15 protein-coding genes are annotated in these 19,253 nt (G+C 67.4%); 11 read left to right on the top strand and 4 right to left on the bottom strand.

Annotation, left to right across the window (positions count from 1 at the left end; translation table 11 throughout):
• Window positions 1-7: 7 nt before the first annotated feature.
• Together G6N14_RS11445 and G6N14_RS11450 are read right to left on the bottom strand one after the other, a co-directional pair.
• Window positions 8-1,006 (bottom strand): TIGR03617 family F420-dependent LLM class oxidoreductase, encoded by a 999-nt coding sequence (locus tag G6N14_RS11445; protein ID WP_085133925.1) that lies wholly within the window; start codon window positions 1,004-1,006, stop codon window positions 8-10.
• Between the two features lie 16 nt (window positions 1,007-1,022).
• A complete protein-coding gene (locus G6N14_RS11450) occupies window positions 1,023-2,009 on the bottom strand; it encodes an alpha/beta fold hydrolase (RefSeq protein ID WP_085133926.1) in 987 nt (328 codons plus the stop codon).
• A gap of 100 nt (window positions 2,010-2,109) precedes the next feature.
• On the opposite strand from G6N14_RS11450, the gene G6N14_RS11455 reads away from it, so the two are divergent.
• A complete protein-coding gene (locus tag G6N14_RS11455; RefSeq protein WP_085133927.1) occupies window positions 2,110-3,084 on the top strand; it encodes an NADPH:quinone oxidoreductase family protein in 975 nt (324 codons plus the stop codon).
• Here G6N14_RS11455 and G6N14_RS11460 read toward each other — a convergent pair.
• Entirely contained in the window at window positions 3,081-3,587 is a 507-nt protein-coding gene (locus tag G6N14_RS11460; RefSeq protein ID WP_163787137.1) for an STM3941 family protein, read from the bottom strand. The two genes, G6N14_RS11455 and G6N14_RS11460, sit on opposite strands and share 4 nt — an antisense overlap.
• Window positions 3,588-3,741: 154 nt before the next feature.
• Here G6N14_RS11460 and G6N14_RS11465 point away from each other — a divergent pair, with 154 nt between their 5' ends.
• The 3 genes from G6N14_RS11465 to G6N14_RS11475 all read left to right on the top strand — a co-directional run bounded on the left by G6N14_RS11465 (window position 3,742) and on the right by G6N14_RS11475 (window position 7,659).
• A complete protein-coding gene (locus G6N14_RS11465; RefSeq protein ID WP_085133979.1) occupies window positions 3,742-5,568 on the top strand; it encodes a flavin-containing monooxygenase in 1,827 nt (608 codons plus the stop codon).
• Window positions 5,565-6,179 carry a TetR/AcrR family transcriptional regulator gene (locus G6N14_RS11470; RefSeq protein ID WP_085133929.1) on the top strand — a complete coding sequence of 205 codons (615 nt, stop codon included), beginning with the start codon at window positions 5,565-5,567 and terminating at the stop codon, window positions 6,177-6,179. The genes G6N14_RS11465 and G6N14_RS11470 overlap by 4 nt, the downstream gene beginning before the upstream one ends.
• A gap of 88 nt (window positions 6,180-6,267) precedes the next feature.
• Window positions 6,268-7,659 carry a TIGR00366 family protein gene (locus tag G6N14_RS11475; protein ID WP_085133930.1) on the top strand — a complete coding sequence of 464 codons (1,392 nt, stop codon included), beginning with the start codon at window positions 6,268-6,270 and terminating at the stop codon, window positions 7,657-7,659.
• A gap of 4 nt (window positions 7,660-7,663) precedes the next feature.
• Here the strand turns inward: G6N14_RS11475 and G6N14_RS11480 are convergent, their stop codons facing one another.
• Window positions 7,664-8,932 (bottom strand): APC family permease, encoded by a 1,269-nt coding sequence (locus G6N14_RS11480; protein ID WP_085133980.1) that lies wholly within the window; start codon window positions 8,930-8,932, stop codon window positions 7,664-7,666.
• A 190-nt stretch (window positions 8,933-9,122) separates the two neighbouring features.
• On the opposite strand from G6N14_RS11480, the gene G6N14_RS11485 reads away from it, so the two are divergent.
• The 7 genes from G6N14_RS11485 to G6N14_RS11515 all read left to right on the top strand — a co-directional run bounded on the left by G6N14_RS11485 (window position 9,123) and on the right by G6N14_RS11515 (window position 18,964).
• Complete coding sequence (locus tag G6N14_RS11485) at window positions 9,123-10,115, top strand: isopenicillin N synthase family dioxygenase (protein ID WP_085133931.1); 993 nt, start codon at window positions 9,123-9,125, stop codon at window positions 10,113-10,115.
• Between the two features lie 63 nt (window positions 10,116-10,178).
• Window positions 10,179-11,132, top strand: coding sequence for a LysR family transcriptional regulator (locus G6N14_RS11490; protein ID WP_085133932.1), 954 nt, complete (start codon window positions 10,179-10,181; stop codon window positions 11,130-11,132).
• A gap of 84 nt (window positions 11,133-11,216) precedes the next feature.
• Window positions 11,217-12,443, top strand: a complete 1,227-nt coding sequence (locus G6N14_RS11495; protein ID WP_085133933.1) for an acyl-CoA dehydrogenase family protein — start codon at window positions 11,217-11,219, stop codon at window positions 12,441-12,443.
• Window positions 12,444-12,466: 23 nt separating this feature from the next.
• Window positions 12,467-13,516 (top strand): hypothetical protein, encoded by a 1,050-nt coding sequence (locus G6N14_RS11500; RefSeq protein WP_085133981.1) that lies wholly within the window; start codon window positions 12,467-12,469, stop codon window positions 13,514-13,516.
• 146 nt (window positions 13,517-13,662) lie between these two features.
• On the top strand, window positions 13,663-15,351 hold the full coding sequence (locus G6N14_RS11505; RefSeq protein WP_109559656.1) for a tetratricopeptide repeat protein: 1,689 nt from the start codon (window positions 13,663-13,665) through the stop codon (window positions 15,349-15,351).
• A gap of 99 nt (window positions 15,352-15,450) precedes the next feature.
• Window positions 15,451-18,624, top strand: a complete 3,174-nt coding sequence (locus G6N14_RS11510) for a bifunctional cytochrome P450/NADPH--P450 reductase (RefSeq protein ID WP_085133982.1) — start codon at window positions 15,451-15,453, stop codon at window positions 18,622-18,624.
• A 136-nt stretch (window positions 18,625-18,760) separates the two neighbouring features.
• Window positions 18,761-18,964 carry a cold-shock protein gene (locus tag G6N14_RS11515; protein ID WP_085133935.1) on the top strand — a complete coding sequence of 68 codons (204 nt, stop codon included), beginning with the start codon at window positions 18,761-18,763 and terminating at the stop codon, window positions 18,962-18,964.
• Window positions 18,965-19,253: the final 289 nt, after the last annotated feature.

Consider the following 19,253-nt stretch of genomic DNA (forward strand, 5'->3'; position numbering starts at 1 on the left):
GCCGCCGTCAACGCAGGTTGGCGACGATCTCACCGATCAGCGCCGGCGCGATCGGTGCCGCCTGGTAGACGCAGACCGTGTCGGCGACTCCGTCGACCCGGTCACGGATACGCGCCGCCACCTGCGCCGGCGTGCCGCAGGCGGCAATGGTGTGCAGGATTTCGTCGTTGATCAGCGCACCCATCTGCGCCCACCTGCCCTGCTTGGACAGTGCGTTGAGTTCAGGTTGCAGGTCCTGCCAGCCGTGGGCGGCCAGCACCGGGGCGTAGGCCGGAGTCGAAGCATAGAATCCGAGCAGTGTCCGGGTGGCGGCCTCGGCGGCCTGCCGTTGCGCCTCGGTGGCGCCGGTGGCCACGATGATCTCCGGAACCACGGTGAAGTCCTCGGCACGGCGCCCGGCGCGGTCGAGCCCAGCACGCACCGCGGGCAGGGTGTTCTGGTGCAGAAATCGCTTGGTGGAGAACGGCATCACCAGCAGTCCGTCTGCATGCTCAGCGGCAGCTCGGGTCAGCAGCGGACCCAGCGCGCCGATGAAGATCGGCGGTGCGCCATAGGGGTTCGGCCCCGGCGAGAATGTCGGGGTCATCAACGTATGCCGGTAATAGTCGCCCCGAAAATCCAAGCGGACACCGGTGTTCCAGGACTCGAAGATCGCCCGCAGCGCCGAGACGAGCTCCACCATGCGGTCCACCGGCCGGTCGAACGCGGCGCCGAATCGCTTCTCGATCTGGGTGCGCACCTGCGTGCCCAAACCGAGAATGAAGCGCCCGCCGCTGAGCAGCTGGTGGTCATTGGCCTGATGCGCCAAATGGATCGGGTTACGCGGGAACGCGATCGCGACGTTGGTCATCAGGTCCAGGCCGCCCACGCCGGCAGCCAGCGTCAATGGGGCGAACACGTCATGCGGGCCCTCGAAGGTGAACACCCCGTCGACGCCGGCATCGCGAAGCTCGCGGGCCTGAGCGACCACACCGGTCAGCCCGCTGAGGGCAGCCAGAACCTTCAATGCAATTCCGGGGACTCTACGAGCGGAACTCGGCGCCGACGGCCACGTCGCCCGCCGCCCCGGTGGCCATGTCGGCCAGGGCACGCAGTTCTCGGTTCACCACGGCGGGGTGCTCGAGGATCGAGCAGTGTCCCCCACTGAGTTCGATGAACCGGGCGAGGTTGGGCACGGCGTCGGCGATCCGGTGCGACACCCGCAGCGGCAACAACTTGTCGCGGGTGCTGCCGATGACCAGCGTCGGCACGGTCAGCCCGTCGAGGTTGATGAAAGACCCCTGACCGAGCGAATCGGCCAGCACCCGCACCCAGTGGCCGCGGCCGGCCGCCGGAGTCTTGGCGAACAGGTCGCAGATCAGCGCGTTGACCCAGGGGTCGGCCTCACCGCCGACGGCGAGCATGCGCACAAATCTGCGAACCGCCACATGCGCCGGCCCGGCGATCGGGACGTTGCCGAACGTCAGCAGCGCGCGGCGCGCGGTTTCCACGCGCACCCGTTGCACCGGCGGCGGCACCCGGAACAGGTCCACCTCGGCCAGCAGATTGCCGGAGGTCGTATTGATCAGCGCGACGGCATCGGCCCGCTCCTGCACGCGGTGGCGGAACCTGTCCGACCAGGCGTTGATCGCGATGCCGCCCATCGAATGGCCGGCGATGACGGCCCGCTCCCCCGGCGCCAGGGTGGCCTCGAGCACCGAGTCCAGATCCGATGCCAGGTGGGTCAGGCTGTATCCGCCACGCCGGGGTACCCCGCTGCGTCCGTGACCACGGTGGTCGTAGGCGATCACCCGGTGGTCGGTGCTCAGGTCGGCGATCTGGTGGCCCCACACGCGGATGGCGCAGGTGATGCCGTGCGCGAGCACAATCGGGTAGCCGTCCGGCGGACCGAAGACCTGGGTGTGCAGGCGGGTTCCGTCGGCTGCCCGGACCTCCATGGTGCGGGCCGGCGGCAACTCCGCCGGGAACGTGCCAGCATTCCGCCGCCGGCTGGACCGTTGAGCACTCATCGCCACACCTCATCGGTAATGCGGCAACACTGCCGCATCGCGAGCATACGCCTGAGTGGACTAGGTTTTCGGGGAGGCACTACAGACGGAGGGCTCGCCCATGCGCGCGGTACAGATTTCCCAACTCGACGGGCCGGCTGCGGCGCAGGTGGTCGAGCTGGAGGAACCGGTCGGTGATGACCTGGTCGTCATCGACGTGCACGCGGCCGGGGTGGCGTTTCCCGACGTGTTGCAGTCCCGCGGGCTCTATCAGCACAAGCCGGAGCTGCCGTTCGTGCCCGGTGGCGAGGCCGCCGGTGTGGTGCGCAGCGCCCCGGCCGGCGCACATGTGCGTCCCGGCGACCGGGTGGCGGTGCTGACCATGCTCAACGGCGGAATGGCGCAGGTGATCGCGGTGCCGGCCGCGCAGGTGTTCGCGCTGCCCGACTCGGTGTCGTTGGAGGCCGGCGCCGGACTGCTGTTCAACGACCTGACGGTGCTGTTCGCGCTGACCACGCGCGGTCATCTGACCGAGGGGAGCACCGTGCTGGTGCACGGCGCCGCCGGCGGAATCGGCACCTCCGCGCTGCGGCTGGCCGGACCGCTCGGCGCCGCGCGGGTGATCGCCGTCGTGTCCACCGAGGCCAAAGCCGAGGCTGCCCGCGCTGCCGGGGCCACCGACACCGTGCTCGCCGACGGGTTCCGCGAGGCGGTCGCCGAGTTGACCAGAGGGCGCGGCGTGGACCTGGTGCTCGACCCGGTCGGCGGCGACCGGGTCACCGACTCGCTGCGGTCCCTGGCTCCCGCCGGCCGATTGCTGGTGGTGGGTTTCACCGGCGGCGACATCCCGACGGTCAAGGTCAACCGGCTCCTTCTCAACAACATCGACGTGGTCGGGGTCGGCTGGGGTGCATGGGTGACGTCGCATCCGGGCGAGCTGGAGCGGCAGTGGGAGACCCTGAAGCCGCTGCTGGCATCCGGCCAGGTGGCGCCGCCGAAGCCGCACGTGTTCGGGCTCGATCAAGCAGCTGAGGCGTTGGCCGCACTGGAGAATCGCACCGCGGCCGGCAAAGTCGTGCTGCGCATGCGCGACTAGTTGCCCCTGGCGTCCTCACGCCGGCCGGGCGCGAAGTGGTCGAACGCGGCCCGCATCTCGCCCACCGTCTTGTCGGTGCCCTGCAGCGAAAGCGTCACGTCACCGAATGACGCTGCCCCCGGTCTGCTGCGGCCGCCGACCGCGGCAGCGTCGTTGAGGTAGAGGTAGGCCAGCTGCACCCGGCCGGCGTCCACGGTCCTGACCCGCTCGATCGCGCTCCAGGGAATCACCCGGTTGCCGCCGCGCCGCCGGTAGACACCGTCGGCGTCGATGCGGACCTCCACGCCCGACTGAACCAGCCGGCCGGCGAGCACCGCCACGCCGAGACCGAAGAACACGATCGCGCACCAGCCGAAGATGCCCAGCGCCTCCGGCGACCAGCCGCGGATGGGGCCGACCGGACCGAATCCCCCGACCAGCCACACTCCGGCCAGGACGAACGCGACGGCAATGGCGAGCAGGACGGCGATTTTGCCCCGGTCCAGGTGCGCTTCGAACGGCATGGTGACCTCCCCGGCGACGACTGTACGGGGGGCAGCGGGGCGCCGAAAGCCGGATTCGCACACTTCAGACGGTTCGTCTGCCAAGATGTCAGACAGTCCATTCACTAGACACAATGTCCAGCTAAGCCCCATGCGGCGGGAGGAGCGCGACACGATGGCCTCGACGGCCGATGGCCTGGGACCCCAGCCGGCGCACTACGATCCCGAATGGGTCCGCGCCAAGTACGCGCTCGAACGCGACAAGCGGCTGCGACCCGAAGCCGTGAACCAGTTCATCGAGGTCACCGCGGATTTCTCCCACTACGCCGACGACCCGTGGACCGAGCGCGCCGAGCGGGCCCCGGTACACGACCACGTCCAGGTGGCGATCATCGGCGCCGGCCTGGGCAGCCTGGTCGCGGCCGCGCGACTGCGGGAGTCGGGCTTCGACGACATCCGGTTGATCGACACCGCCGGCGACGTCGGCGGCACCTGGTACTGGAACCGCTACCCCGGCGTGCAGTGCGACGTCGAGTCCTATATCTATCTGCCACTGCTCGAAGAGCTGAACTACGTCCCCACCGAGCGCTACGCGCACGGCCCGGAGATCCGCGAGCACCTGCAGAACATCGCCCGGCACTATCGCCTGTACGACAACGCACTGCTGGGCACCACCGTCACCGGCCTGCACTGGGACGATGCCGCCAAGCGATGGCAGATCACCACCGATCGCGGCGACACCTGCACCGCCACCCTGGTCGCCGTATCGCCCGGTTCGCTGACCCGGCCGAAGCTTCCGGGCATCCCGGGCATCAACGAGTTCCGCGGCCACACCTTCCACACCAGCCGGTGGGACTTCGGCTACACCGGCGGCGACGAATCCGGCGGGCTGACCAAGCTCACCGACAAACGGGTCGGCGTCATCGGCACCGGGTCGACGGGACTGCAGTGCATCCCACACCTCGCCGAGTGGGCGCAGCAGCTCTACGTCTTCCAGCGCACCCCGAGCACGGTTTCGGTGCGCGGCAACCGCCCCACCGACCCCCACTGGGCGGCCGGCCTCAAACCGGGCTGGCAACGCGAACGCATGGAGAACTTCACCCGCGTCACCTGCGGAGTGGAGATGGAGCTCGACCTCACCGATGACGGCTGGACACACAAGGCACTCGAACTGAGCGAGGCCGCCGTAGCGCGCGAGACCCAGCGACTGGGCCGAGAGATGACGGCCACCGAGATCGCCGACTTTCTGTTCCACGCCGACTACCTCGCGATGGAGCGGTTGCGCGCGCGGATCGACCAAACCGTGCGCGACCGCAAGACCGCCGAGGCGCTCAAACCCTGGTATCGGCTGAACTGCAAGCGCCCCGGCTACCACGACCAGTACCTCGACGCCTTCAACCGGGACAACGTCAGGCTGGTCGACACCGACGGGCGCGGCGTCGAGCGCTTCACCGAGACCGCGGTCGTGGTCGACGGGGCCGAGCACGAGGTCGACGCGCTGGTCTTCGCGACCGGCTTCGAGGTGGGCACCGAATTCACCCGGCGGCTGGGTTTCGAGATCATCGGCCGCAACGACGTGCGGCTCAGCGACGCCTGGGCGAAGGGCATGCGGACCCTGCACGGTCTGCAGGCCCACGGCTTTCCCAATTGCTTCTTCCTCGGCTACACCCAGTCCGGTGTCTCGCCCAACTACACCCACACCGCCGAAGAACGCGCCCGCCACTTCGCCTACCTGGTCACGACATTCGTGCAGCGGGGCGCACGCACCATCGAGGCCACCAAGGCCGCCGAGGACCAGTGGCTGGCCGCAATGGAGGAAGCGTCGGAGAAGCCCAAGGCCTTCTACGCCGAGTGCACGCCGAGCTACCTGAGCTCCGAGGGCGATCGGGAGAATCCGCACGGCATGCTCTCGACCAACTTCGGCGGCAAGCCCGTCGACTTCTTCGCAATGTTGCACGCCTGGCGCTGCACCGGCCGGCTCGACGGGGTGATCCTGCAATGACCGGACCGGCATCGGCTGCCGGAACCGACCCGGCCGCTGCGAGATTGACGATGCGCGACCGGCAGCGCATGATGACCCGCGACCACATCATGGCCGCGGCGCTGGAGGGCTTCGCCGAGCGCGGCTACGTCGCGGTCACCATCGACGACATCGTGCGCCGGGCCGGCATCGGCCGGGCAACCTTCTATCTCCATTTCGACTCCAAAGCCGCGGTGCTGCGCGAGCTGCGCAGCACCGCGATGACCGTCTGGGCCCAGCAGGACGCCCCGCGCGGGGGTGCGTCCGGCCGGCCGTCGATCAGGGCGTTCTTCGAGAAGCTGGTCGACTTCTACACCCGGACGCCGCAGCTCTACATGGCCCTGCATCAGGCGAGGGCGGCCGACCCGGAATTCGCCGCCGCGCACCGAGAGACGATGGAGGCCAACGTCGTCGAGTGGACCGAGGCCGGCGTCATGCCCGGCGCGACCGAGGCCAAACTGCGGCTGGCCATCGCCATGATGTACACCATGGTCGATTCGTTCATGCATCTGTGGTTAGTCGACGGCTGGCCGCTGGAGCGCGAGGCCGCGATCGGCGCGATGACCGACGCCCTGCACGCCACGATGCGCTGAAACACCGGCCCGAGCCATTGCGGCATCTATCGTGGCACAACGCGCCGCAGGACCGCTGCGCGCGCAGTTCAGACGAGAGGTTGGCGCGATGACCGCACCGGGACGGCGGCACAGCGTCATGCAGTCGCTCACCGGGCTCAGTGTCCGCTATGTGGAGCGCCTGATGCCCGACCCGTATCTGTTCGCGGTGATACTTACGCTCATCGTCGCGGGACTGGTCGCAACGCTGGTCGATGGCGCCTCGGGCAGCGGCATGCTGCAGGCCTGGTACGCGGGCGTGTGGGGACCGGACAACATCTTCACGTTCGCCTTCCAGATGGTGCTGATCCTGGTGACGGGTTACACGTTGGCCGAAGCGCCCGCGCTGAAGCGGGCCATCGCGGCCATCGCGGAAAAGCCACGCACCCAAACCCAGGCGGCCTTGCTCTGCTTTGCCGTCAGCGCCGTTCTGTCCCTGCTGAACTGGGGTCTGGGCCTGGTCTCCGGCGCGCTGATCGCCCGCCAGGTCGCACGCCGCTTCCCCGATTCGCATTTCGGCTACCTGGTCGCCGCGGCGTTCACCGGGTTCATCGTCTGGACGCAAGGCCTGTCCTCATCGATCGCGCTGGCCAACACCGATCCCGGCAGCCCCATCAACGTGATCCACAAGATCGCCGGATTCACCGTGCCGTTGAGCCAGACCATCTTCCAGCCGTACAGCTGGCTGTCGGCGATCGTGGTGTTGGCCGTGCTCGCGGTCGCGCTGTGGCGCATGGAGCCCTCCGAAAGCCTTGCTCCCGATCCCGCGGTGTTCGACGACCAGGACGCCGTCGACAGTCCGGGCAACCGGACGTTCGCCGAATGGCTGGAAAACCTGTGGGTGCTCAACGTCGTGCTCTTCGCCGCGGGCATCACGTATTTCGCCGCCAGCGGCTTTGTGCTCAATGTCTCCTCGATGATCATGCTGTTCACCGTCACCAGCGCGCTGCTGCACCGCACTCCGATCCGGTTCATCCGGGCGTTCACCGGTGCGGCGAAGGTCTCCGGGCCCCTGCTGCTGCAATATCCGCTGTACGGCGGTCTGGTCGGGCTGTTGGCCTATCAGGGCGCCGAGGGCACCAAGCCACTGCAGACCCTGCTGGCACAGACCCTGGTGAACGGCGCGACTGAGTACACGTTGCCGTTTCTCACGTTCGTCGGGTCGGTGATCATCAGCCTGTTCGTGCCGTCCGGCGGCGGCCATTGGGCGGTGCAGGGGCCGATCGCCGTCGACTCCGCGCTGGCGATCGGCCAGCACTCCCCCGGTTATCTGGGCCTGGTCTCCATGGCCGTCGCTGTCGGCGAGGGCGTGACGAACATGATCCAGCCGTTCTGGCTGCTGCCGTTGCTGGCGATCGCCAAGCTGCATGTCCGCCAGGTCATGGGATTCACCCTGGTGGCATTTTTCATCGGCTTCACCGTGTTGGGAGCGATGACATTGATTGCCCCGTTTGTGGTGTGACGCTTCAGCGCTGCCCCGACGCGGCGGCGTACCGGTGCACCCCGTAGACGGCGACCCCGAGTGCGAAGACCGCCAGCCCGGCCAGTACCGAGGTCCGCGGCATGGCGAACGCCACGGTGACGCACCCCGCCAGCCCGACGAGCGGAATCAGCCGCGGCGGGCGGCCTTCGCGGGCCGACAATGTCAAGGCGGAAGCGTTCGCCACCGCGTAATAGACCAGCACCGCGAACGACGAGAACCCGATCGCGCCGCGGATATCGGTGGTGGCGGCCAGGACTGCGACCACTACTCCCACCGCCAGCTCGGCTCGGTGCGGCACCCCGAACCGGGAATGAACCGCAGCCAGCGCTTCGGGCAGATATCGGTCCCGTGCCATCGCCAGCGTCGTGCGCGAGACCCCCAAGATCAGCGCCAGCAGCGATCCCGTCGCCGCCACCACAGCCGCCACACGTACCGCCGGAGACAGCCACGACGCCCCGGCGTCGACGACAATCTGTGTCAGCGGCGCCGGTGATTCCGCAAGGCGCTGCGGGCCAAGAACATTCAATGCCGCTATCGCTATCAGCGCGTAGAAGACCAGGGCGACCCCCAGAGCGATCGGGATAGCCCGGGGAATGGTGCGGGCCGGATCGCGAACCTCCTCACCCAGCGTGGCGATGCGCGCATAGCCGGCGAACGCGAAGAACAGCAGTCCCGCCGCCTGCAACACCGCACCCAGCGGCGCCGAGGGCACCGGTGTCACCGGGAGCGGCGCGGGACCGCCGGCGAACGCGGTCACGATCACCGCGGCCAGTACGGCCAGCACCACCGCCACAATCGCCCGGGTCAGCCACGCCGACTTCTGCACCCCCGCCATGTTCACCGCCGTCAGCGCCACCACTGCGCCCACGGCCACCGCGTGCGGATGCGCCGGCCACGCGTAAACCCCTACCGTCAACGCCATCGCCGCACACGAGGCCGTCTTCCCGACCACGAAACCCCACCCGGCCAGGTATCCCCAGAAGGGGCCCAGCCGCTCCCGGCCGTACACGTAGGTGCCACCGGAGGCCGGGTACAGCGCCGCCAGCCGTGCCGACGAGGTCGCATTGCAGTAGGCGATCACCGCCGCGATGGCCAATCCCAGCAGCAGCGCCCCGCCCGCCGCCCGCGCGGCCGGAGCCATCGCCACGAAGATTCCCGCACCGACCATGGAGCCCAGTCCGATCAACACGGCGTCGAAGACACCCAGCCGGCGCGGCAAGGGCGCATGCGGCGCACCGCCGGGCGCCGGCATCTGCGGCTCATCCGGCATCGAAGATCCCCACCCCGCAGACACGTCGACAGCTCATCGATTGGTCTGTTCACGATAGGCGGCGACCGCTGCTACGTCATCGATGCCGAGGCTGTGTGGCAGTTCTTCACACCTGTGAAGGACTCGTTGACGCGGTTTGGCGTGACGTTCGCGATGGTGCAGTGTCGATGACATGTTGCCCGTGCTCGACCTGTCTGACGCTGACACCGACCCGGAGCGTTTCCGCGTTGCGTTGCGGGAGGCGGCACACACGTTCGGTTTCTTCTACTTGACCGGACACGGTGTCCCAGCCGCTCAGATCACGGCCCTCCTGGCCCTGGCCAGGACGTTCTTCGCCCTGCCGGTAACCGAGAAGAACCGAATCAGTCAGTTGAAAAGTCCGCAGTTCCGCGGCTACTCACGGCTGGGCGGTGAGCTGACGAACGGCCTGGTCGACTGGCGCGAGCAGATCGACATCGGTCCAGAGCGACCCGTACTGCCCGAGGCGCAGGGCTACTGGCACTTGCAGGGCCCCAACCTGTGGCCCGATCAGCCCGCCGGCTTCCGGGAGGCCTTCGAGCGCTGGGACCGCTTGCTGTCGGCGGTCGGCCTGCGGCTGCTCAGACAGTGGGCGGTGTCGCTGGGGGCAACCGACGACCTGTTCGACGCCGCGTTCGTTCTGCCGGCGACCCTGATCAAGGTCGTGCGCTACCCCGGCCGTGCCGACGGCGAACAGGGAGTCGGTGCACACAAAGATTCGGGGGTGCTGACGCTGCTGCTGGTAGAGCCCGAATCCGACGGATTGCAGGTGGAGCTGACCACCGGTGAGTGGGTCAACGTGCCGCCCGTCCCGGGTGCCTTCATCGTCAACATCGGCGAGCTTCTCGAGGTCGCCACCGGTGGCTATCTGCGGGCCACCCAGCACCGGGTGCTGTCACCGAAGCCCGGCACCGACCGCGTGTCCATCCCGTACTTCCTCAACCCTGCGCTGGACGCCACGATCCCCGTGATCACCTTGCCGCCGGAACTGGCCAGACTGGCCCGTGGTGTCGAGGCCGATCCGGACAATCCCATCTTCAACACCTACGGCGAGAATGCCTGGAAGTCCCGCACCCGAGCGCATCCCGACGTCGCCGCACTTCATCACGGAATCACGCCGCCGATCTCCGGCGCTTCGAGCTACTGAGCATTGGCGTCGCCGTGATCGCAAACCTGTCGATGACGAGACTCCTGCCCTAGTCTTCCCGGGATGTTCGACGTGCGCAGGCTGGTGGTGCTGCAGGAAATCGCACGTGCCGGATCGTTGAGCGCGGCAGCCGTCGCGCTGAATTACACCACTTCGGCGGTGTCGCAGCAGGTCACCGCTCTGGAACGCGATCTGTGCTGCGCCCTGTTGGTGCGCGGCCCGTCGGGTGCGCGCCTTACTCCGGCAGGGCGCAAGCTGCTCGAACATGTTCCGGCGATCATGGGTGCGGTTGCCGCCGCCGAACGCGACCTCGCGTCGATCACCGCCGCGAGACCCGGCGTGGTGCGCATCGCGTCGTTCGCCAGCGCCGCCGCGGTAATCCTTCCGCCCGCGATCGCCCAGGTGCGCCGCGCGCTGCCCGGCGTTGGCGTGGAGTTGGTCGCCGTAGACCCCGACGACGGAGTCGAACTACTGCGCAGCGGAGACGCCGACGCCGCAATGGTCACCGAAGTCCCCGGCGCCCGACCGGAGTTTCCCGGGATCAGCACCATGGGGGTCTACAACGACGAGTTCTTCGTCGTTCTGCCACTCGGGCACCGCCTCGCGGGACGGGCCGAGGTAACGCTGGCAGACCTCGCCAGCGACAACTGGGTGGTGAGCACCCAGACGGGCCAGTGTCCCGACACCCGGGTTTTCCGAAACGCTTGCCAGCGTGCCGGATTCGAGCCGACGGTCAGTTACCGCGCGGAAGAGTACGCAACCGTGCAAGGCCTCGTCGCTGCTGGGCTCGGCGTATCCCTGGTACCGTCGCTGGCCGCGTTGGGGTCGCGCCCCGACGTCGCCGTGCGAAGGGTGGCCGGACATCGCCCCGTGCGCACGGTCGCCGTCGCCACCACCGCTCCCCCGGCGCCGGCCAGTGTTCTGGCAGCCGTGATCGGGTTCATCGCCGCTGCCGGGGCGGCAACCGCGGAAAACGCCGTGTGCAGTGTTGCTGCACACGCTTCCAGCGTCGCTTGAACCAGCTGTTCAACTCCGCCCCGCTTTCCTAAGTTTCTCCTCCAAGCCACAACGCTCGAACTACACCATCAGGAGTCATCAGCGATGCCCATCAGCGACACCGCCGTACCCGTTCTGCGGTCGGTTGAGGACGTTTTGGACACCGCGGCCACCATCGCGGCCTCCGTTGCCGCCGGAGCCGTCCAGCGTGAGATCGACGGCACCCTGCCGACCGACGCGCTGACGCAGATCAGCAACTCAGGCCTGCTGGGCATTCTGGTACCCGCGAGCTTCGGCGGGCCGGACCTGCCCCGCTCCACCGCCGTTGAGGTGCTGCGCGTCCTCGCGCAAGCCGACTCCTCAGTCGGCCAGTTATTGCTGTCGCACTACGTTCTGACCGCCGCTCTTGGCGGCCTCGCGTCGCGTGAACCCGCCCCGAGGATCTACCGAGACGTCCTCAACGGCGCCCAACTCGGCAACGCCAGCGTCGAACGCGGCACCCGCACCAGCGTGGAACGCACCACCACCGTGACCCGCCATTCCGACGGTGGTTGGGTGCTCGAGGGCACCAAGTTCTACGCCACTGGATCACTCGGCGCGACGTGGATCGCAGTGGCCGCACGTATCGGTGGAACCGACCACGGCGCGACCGTCTTCGTTCGCCCCGACGACCCGGGTGTCACCTTGAACCTGGATAAGTGGTCAGCCTTCGGACAGCGCGGAACAGCCAGCGGGGAAGTCGTTCTGGACAACGTGCATGTCGCCGATGACCTCGTCATCGACGAAGGACCCGACCCCGACCCCATAGCGGCGGACCCATCGGTGTTGGGGGCCTTCGATCAGGCGCTGCACACGGCCATCGATGTCGGCGCCGCTCGCGCCGCCCTCGAAGACGGTGCACGGTTCGTCGCATCGCGCAGCAGGCCCTGGTTCGAGGCGCAGGTCGAGCGCGCCGCCGACGAATCACACGTCGTCCGCCGATTCGGCGAGCTGACAGCCAAGCTCTACGCCCTGGAAGCTTTGTTGGCCCACGGCGCGCGCCTGGTCGACGACGCGCTAGCGGCACCGGTGCTGACTCGCCCGGCAGCGGCGGCCGCCTCTCTTCAGGTGGCCGCCGCAAAGGCGCTCGCTCAGGAGTACTCCGTCGAGATCGCCGGCGGAATCTTCGAACTCGCCGGAGCCTCAGCCACCGATGCCAAATTCGCGCTCGACCGGCACTGGCGCAACCTGCGTGTGCACACCCTGCACGACCCCGCGCGATGGAAATACGTCCACCTGGGACGACACACCCTCGACGGAACTCTTCCGCCTCGGCTCGGACTGCTCCTGTGACACCACAATCCGACGGAGCGCTGGTGGCCAGCTTCTACCTCACCGGCAGTATCAACGTCCCCACGACCCAGGCCGCGTTCCACCTCGTCGGCCAACGCCTGCAGCCCGGCGTGCGCCGTGTCCCCGACGGCGAGCCCGGCGACCGCGCGAATTGGGTGCTCAACCTTTCGGCCCACTTCCTGTCCAACGCGACCCTGGACGTCTCCGACAACCGCGCCAGAGTTCGGCCGGCAACGGCGGTCTCCTTCGGCCACGTCGACTACCACTCGTCGGCGCTTGCGTCATACCGAGACTTTCGCACCGCCCGCGACTCCGGTGTCCTGGCGCCCGACAGCAGGTTCCTGGTGTCGATCGCCACCCCGTTCAACGCAGTGAACTCGTTCGTCCACTTCGAATCACAGGTCGAAGTGGCCCTGGCATACGAATCTGCACTGCGGCGCAGCGTCAATGCCATCCAGGATGCGATCCCACCCGCCGACCTGGCCATCCAGTGGGACCTGCCCACCGAACTGGCCACCATCGAAGGATGGTTCCCCAATCCCTACCCGGACCACGAAGCAATCTTCGCGGCCACCGCGCGGCTCGCGGGCTGGGTCGCTGACGACGTCGACCTGACGTTTCACCTGTGCTACGGGGACTCGAAGTTCGGCGCCTCACCATTTATGGGCGAGCCGCCGACCGAAGAGGCCGCCGCGCGCGGCGGCCGACACATCCTGCCGCGTGATACGTCCGCGATCGTCGCGTTGTCCAACGGCCTGGCTCGTCACATCTCACGCCCTATCAACGCGATTCAGGCCGCCACAGTGGCCACATGGACCAAACGTGCCCACTGGCAGCCGCTTGCAGGGCTGGCCCTGGAACCCGAAACGGAGTTCTATCTCGGCCTGCTCAACGCCGACGACGGCGCCGCCGGTGCTCGGCGACGGGCGGCCATCGCTGCCGAATTCCTGCCCCGGTTCGGGCTGTCCACCGAGTGCGGACTCGGACGGCACTCCCCCGAACAACTCGAAGCCGTGCTCGTCGCCTGGCAGGAGCTGTCCACCACGGACGATCCCGTCCTGCTGCCGTCCTGAGCGCTCACGGTCCCCCATGGTGACGTGACTGACCTTCATTTGGTGGAATGCGCCTTGTGCTTCTTCGCAGTGGCGTTGTCAGGCCGAGTTCTTCGGCTGGGATGGGCACAGACCTTGCGATGAGCCATGAACAAGGAGCAGACACGTTGAGCAGCTACGGTTTCGACCTCGGTAGCTACAGTCGGGCCACCACTTCGTCCGCTGCCGAGAGTCAACTCTGGTTCGACCGGGGCCTGAACTGGATATTCGGCTTCAACCACGAAGAGGCCACTGCGTGCTTCCACGAGGCGCTGCGCCACGACCCCGGCTGCGCCATGGCGTGGTGGGGCGTGGCGTATGCGGCCGGACCCAACTACAACAAGCCCTGGGAGCTGTTCGACGAACGCGAGACCCTGGAGGCTCTCGCGCTCGCACGGCAGGCGAGCGCCAAGGCGCTGTCCCATGCCGCGGATGCGTCACCCGCTGACCGGGCACTGATCGAAGCCCTTCAGTTCCGCTATCAGGCGCAGCGTCCCTCGGGGGATCTGCAGGGGTGGAATGAGCAGTACGCGCACGCGATGCGGCAGGTCTATACGCGATTCGGCGACGACCCCGACATCGCAACATTCTTCGCGGAAGCGCTGATGAACCTCAACCCGTGGAACATGTGGGATCTGCGAACCGGTGAGCCCACCGCAGGGTCACACACCCTGGAGTGCCGAGAGGTGCTGGAAACCGCCATCACCCAGCGCCGCACGCGGGGTGAGGCTGCCCATCCGGGTCTGTGGCACCTGTACATCCACCTCATGGAGATGTCCGCCACGCCCGAAGCAGCCCTGCGCGTTGCCGACGAATTGCGCCGCCTGGTACCCGATTCGGGACATCTGGCGCACATGCCCACCCACATCGACATCCTGTGCGGGCACTACCAGGACGTCGTCGACTGGAACGACACCGGTATCGAGAGAGACGTCAAGTACTGGCGATACGCGGGCGCGCAGAACTTCTACTCGAACTACCGCGTGCACAACTACCACTTCAAGCTGTACGGCGCGATGTTTCTCGGCCGGTTCGGTCCCGCCATGGACGCGGTGCGCGACATGCACGACACCATCCCCGACGAACTGGTGGAGATCGAAAGCCCGCCGATGGCGGACTGGCTCGAAGGCTACAAATCCATCGGCACCCATGCCCTCGTCCGCTTCGGCCGCTGGCACGATCTGATCGCCGCACCGCTGCCCGACAATCCGGCACTGTTCTGCATGACCGCGGCCATGAACTACTACGGCAAGGGCGTAGCCCACGCCGCACTCAAACAACACGATGACGCGGCGGCAGCACAGCGCCTCTTCGAACACACCGCGGCCACGGTTCCCGAGAGCCGGCATCTGCACAATGTGCGCTGCGTCGACATACTCGGCGTCGCCCGCGAACTGTTGGCCGGCGAGATCGCCTACCATCGGGGCGAATTCGATGCCGCCTTCAGCCACCTGCGCGAGGCGGTGCGCCTGGAAGATCTGTTGCCCTACGACGAGCCGTGGGGATGGATGATGCCCAGCCGCCACGCGCTGGGCGCGCTCCTGCTCGAGCAGGGACACGTCGAAGAAGCGACCCGCGCCTACGAAGCCGATCTGGGCCTCAACGACGACGTGATCCGCTCCAACCGGCATCCCAACAACGTGTGGGCACTGGTGGGACTGCACCGATGCTATGAGCTGCTGGGCAGACACGACCAGGCCCGCGCCATCAGACCGCAACGCGACGTCGCCCTGGCCTGGGCTGACGACGACATCCGCTCCTCCTGCTTCTGCAGCCTGCCGGCCGCCGCGCCGTCATCAACGCCGCACTGCTGCTAGCACTGGTCTTGCAGCTCACACCTCCGTCAACGCACCGCACCCTGACGTGTGCCCACCGATAAGCGACTGACAGCGCTGCAGCGGCTTATGCTGCCCGATATGGCCGACTTCACCGCGTCGCTGCCACCGGAACTGGACACCGTTCCCTCCGCTGAGGGACCGCTGCCGCCCCCTTCTGCCGTCGTCGGTCGACCCTATGCACTGCCCATCGACATCCTCGGGGAGCTCCACGGGCCGCTGTTCTACGCCGACTACAGCGGTGTGCGAAAGCTGTACGCGTGCTCACCGGAGCTGGTCGACGAGCTCTGCGACGAGAGCCGGTTCGCCAAGAACCCCATGCGGCCGTTGGAGCGGGTCCGCCAGCTCGCCGGTGACGGTCTGTTCACCGCGTACCACGGTGAACCGAACTGGCAGAAGGCCCACGATGTCCTGATGCCGGGTTTCAGCTATGCCGGGCTGCGCAACTACCACGGCGCCATGCTCGACATCGGCACCCAGCTGATCGAGCGTTGGGATGGCTGCCTCGGGCATCGGCCGGCGGACGCGTCGACCGACCTGCAGAAGCTCGCGATGGACACCGTCGCCCTTGCCGGCTTCGGTGCGCGCTTCGACTCGTTCAGCCACGAGGGCCTTGCCCCCATCCCGCAGCATTTCACCGCGGCCTTGGGAAAGCTCGCAGCGACCGAGGGCACCGCCGACCTCGACCAAGAACTGGAGTATCTGCATCGCAGCTTTGACGAGCTGATCGATCAACACCAAGCGACCGCCTCACCCGAACTCGACGATCTGCTCTACGTCATGCTTGGGCGCGACCCCGACGGCGCGCCACTGCTGACTACGGACAACATCCGCAACCAGATCATGACGTTTCTCATCGCCGGACAGTTGACCACCTCGGAATTGATGCCCACCGCGCTCTACAACCTGCTGCATCATCCGGCAGTGCTGTCGCGTGTCGCGGCCGAAGTCGATGCCGTGTTCGGCGTGGACGCCGACTACCTTCCGAGCTACGACGACATCGGAAAGCTCGGGTACCTGCGGCAGGTGATCAACGAAACGCTGCGCTTGTCCCCGCCCGTACTCAGCTTCGACCGAACCGCCTTGGCGGACACAGTCATCGGCGAGAGGTACCCGATCAGACGAGGCGAGGCCGTCACGGTGCTCACGGGCGCCCTGCATCGTCAGCCCGCATGGGGTGACAACGTAGAACTCTTCGATCCGGACAGGTTCGACCCCGCCCGATCCGCCGAGCAGCCCGGCGCCGTGTTCAAACCCTTCGGCACCGGAGCGCGATCCTGTATCGGCCGTCAGTTCGCCCTGCACGAGGCCACCATGACGATCGCCCGGTTGGTCCACCGGTATCGCCTGATCGATTCGCAACACTATGTGCTGCAGTTCGACAGCGAACGCAGCCGGCGCCCGATGGGTTTCCTTCTCGACCTGATACGGCGAACACCACAGGACCGCCGCAGCCCTGCCGCCCCGCCAGCCCCGACGCCAGAGCGGAATTTGGGGGTCAGCTCCGCCGTCAAAACTGGCACCACGTTAGCCGTGCTGCATGGCTCGAACCTCGGAACCTGCCGCGCACTGGCCAAGCAGCTTGCCGAAGAGGCCACCGACCTTGGCTGCCTGGTCACCGTCGCTCCGCTGGACGACTTCGCCGGAGCCCTGCCGCAGACCGATGCGGTCGTCATCGTCGCCGCGTCGTACAACGGTCAGCCGACCGACGACGCACGAGCCTTCCTCGCCTGGCTGCTCGGAGCGGACGCCGGACTCGACGGCGCTCCATATTTCGCGGTACTCGGGGTCGGGGATCGCAACTGGGCCGACACCTACCAGGCGGTACCCAAGCACATCGACCAACGCCTGACCGAACTGGGCGCCCAGCCGCTGATCCCGCTGACCTGCGCCGACACCTCAGGGGATCTCACCGGGACGGTCGAAGAATTCTCCGCGGCGTTGCGCGAGGCGCTGTACGAGCACTTCGGCGATCCGGACGCGACGCCGGTCACCGACGCCGACGCCGACGAGCCGCTCTACGACATGCATGCCATCATCGGCCCAGTCACTGCGGCGATCGACGCCCGGTTCGGGGTGACACCGATGACCGTCCTGGACAACACCGCACTGGTGGGCGACGACGCGGTGCCCGGGGGAGCCAAAAATTTTGTCCGCGTTGCTCTTCCCGAGGGAGTCGAGTACCAGACGGGTGATCACCTGACGGTCCTCGCGGACAATCCCCCGGATCTGGTCGCCACGGTGTTGGAGCTTCTTGGGATCGAAGGCGAGCGGCGGCTGTCGATCAATCCTCGACGCGCCTCGCGGCGGCTGATCGCACTCGACCGGGAGGTGAGCGCACGCGAGTTACTGACCCACTTCGTTGAGTTGCGAAAGCCGGTTACTTCAAGCCAATTACGGCGGCTGGCAGCGGCCAATGCGTGCCCGCCGGAGCGCGAGCGCCTCGAGCAGCTCGCCGCCTCGGCCGATCCCTGCCCCCTCAGTCCATTCGAATGCCTGGTGGAGTTCCCAGCGTGCGCACTGACCGGCGCTGAGCTACTCGAGCTGCTGGAGCCGATGACGCCGCGCCACTACTCCATCGCGTCGTCCTCGCGCCTGACACCGGGCCTGGTCGGGCTCGTAGTCAGCGTGCTCGATGCGCCGGCCCGGTCCGGCTCAGAGCTGTTCCACGGACTGTTTCGGGGCGTGGCGTCCAATCATCTGGCCGCCGTCGCTCCGGGTGCACAGATTCGGGCGCGGGTCGATCCGGCCCGCCAGGCGTTCCGTGCCGGTGCCGACCCCGCGAAGAATGTGATCCTGGTCAGCGCGGGTACGGGTGTTGCCCCGTTCCGCGGCTTCCTCGGCGATCGCTTGGCGGCCAAACAGGAAGGGGCGCCCTACTCTCCGGCCCTGTGTTTCTTTGGCGTCCGAAATCCGAACGTGGACTACATCTTCCGCGAGCAGTTCGAGGCCGCCGAAGCGGCGGGGGTAGTCCGGATGCGCCCCGCCTTCTCCCGTGCGCCGCAGGACGGCGTGCGCTACGTACAGGACCGGATCGCCGCGGACGCCGACGAGGTTTGGGCACTGCTCGGCGACCCGGCGAAGCACGCACACGTCTACGTATGTGGTGACGGCGCCAAGATGGCGCCGGCGGTGCGGCAGGCCTTTATCGACATCTACCGTGCGCGCGCCGGCCGCGACGAGAGCCAAGCTCGCCAGTGGCTTATCGGCTTGGTGGAGTCCGACCGCTACGTCGAGGACGTGTGGGCTGGTTGAGCCGGCGGCGGTGTGCACGTTCCTGCCGCATTGCCGCTCCGCTTGCGGATTCCCAGGGTCGCCTCAGCAAGCCGTGCTACTGTCAGTGACGCACATCATCGCTTGATGGGCATGAACAATGAAAGAAGCAAAGTAAATGGCACAGGGTACTGTGAAATGGTTCAACGGCGAAAAGGGCTTCGGCTTCATCGCTCCTGATGGCGGAGCGCCCGACGTCTTCGTTCACTACTCCGAGATCAGCGGTGGCGGATTCCGCAGCCTCGAAGAGTCGGCTCGGGTTCAGTTCGAGGTCGAGCAGGGTGCGAAGGGTCCGCAGGCTGTAGGCGTTTCGGTCATCTGACCGACCGCACAGACTTCAAGAGGCTGTCGCAGCGAAAGCTGCGGCAGCCTTTTTGTCGTCTCGGCCCCGACCGCCGTCGGGGCGCCGACTACCCGGACGCGAGAAAGCCGCGGACCGGAGTGGGCCCGCGGCTTGGTCGATCGACAAGTTCGGATTCTTGTTCGTCGGAACGTGGGAGCCTGTCGGCGCAATAGCGCCGAAGTGACAGCAGACGGTCGCCTGCCAGGAATCCTGACGTTCACAAATCCGTTCGCAAACCCCATGAAAACGGCCCCCGGAGAAATCTCCG

It is taken from the genome of Mycolicibacter hiberniae (genome assembly GCF_010729485.1).
Classification (GTDB): Bacteria; Actinomycetota; Actinomycetes; order Mycobacteriales; family Mycobacteriaceae; genus Mycobacterium; species Mycobacterium hiberniae.

Bases quoted from the DNA above. Each gene is read 5' to 3' on its own strand.
- G6N14_RS11455 (WP_085133927.1), top strand. From the start codon at position 2,110: ATGCGCGCGGTACAGATTTCCCAACTCGACGGGCCGGCTGCGGCGCAG.
- G6N14_RS11490 (WP_085133932.1), top strand. From the start codon at position 10,179: ATGTTCGACGTGCGCAGGCTGGTGGTGCTGCAGGAAATCGCACGTGCC.
- G6N14_RS11460 (WP_163787137.1), bottom strand. From the start codon at position 3,587: ATGCCGTTCGAAGCGCACCTGGACCGGGGCAAAATCGCCGTCCTGCTC.
- G6N14_RS11465 (WP_085133979.1), top strand. From the start codon at position 3,742: ATGGCCTCGACGGCCGATGGCCTGGGACCCCAGCCGGCGCACTACGAT.
- G6N14_RS11450 (WP_085133926.1), bottom strand. From the start codon at position 2,009: ATGAGTGCTCAACGGTCCAGCCGGCGGCGGAATGCTGGCACGTTCCCG.
- G6N14_RS11495 (WP_085133933.1), top strand. From the start codon at position 11,217: ATGCCCATCAGCGACACCGCCGTACCCGTTCTGCGGTCGGTTGAGGAC.
- G6N14_RS11515 (WP_085133935.1), top strand. From the start codon at position 18,761: ATGGCACAGGGTACTGTGAAATGGTTCAACGGCGAAAAGGGCTTCGGC.
- G6N14_RS11485 (WP_085133931.1), top strand. From the start codon at position 9,123: ATGTTGCCCGTGCTCGACCTGTCTGACGCTGACACCGACCCGGAGCGT.
- G6N14_RS11510 (WP_085133982.1), top strand. From the start codon at position 15,451: ATGGCCGACTTCACCGCGTCGCTGCCACCGGAACTGGACACCGTTCCC.
- G6N14_RS11475 (WP_085133930.1), top strand. From the start codon at position 6,268: ATGACCGCACCGGGACGGCGGCACAGCGTCATGCAGTCGCTCACCGGG.
- G6N14_RS11470 (WP_085133929.1), top strand. From the start codon at position 5,565: ATGACCGGACCGGCATCGGCTGCCGGAACCGACCCGGCCGCTGCGAGA.
- G6N14_RS11480 (WP_085133980.1), bottom strand. From the start codon at position 8,932: ATGCCGGCGCCCGGCGGTGCGCCGCATGCGCCCTTGCCGCGCCGGCTG.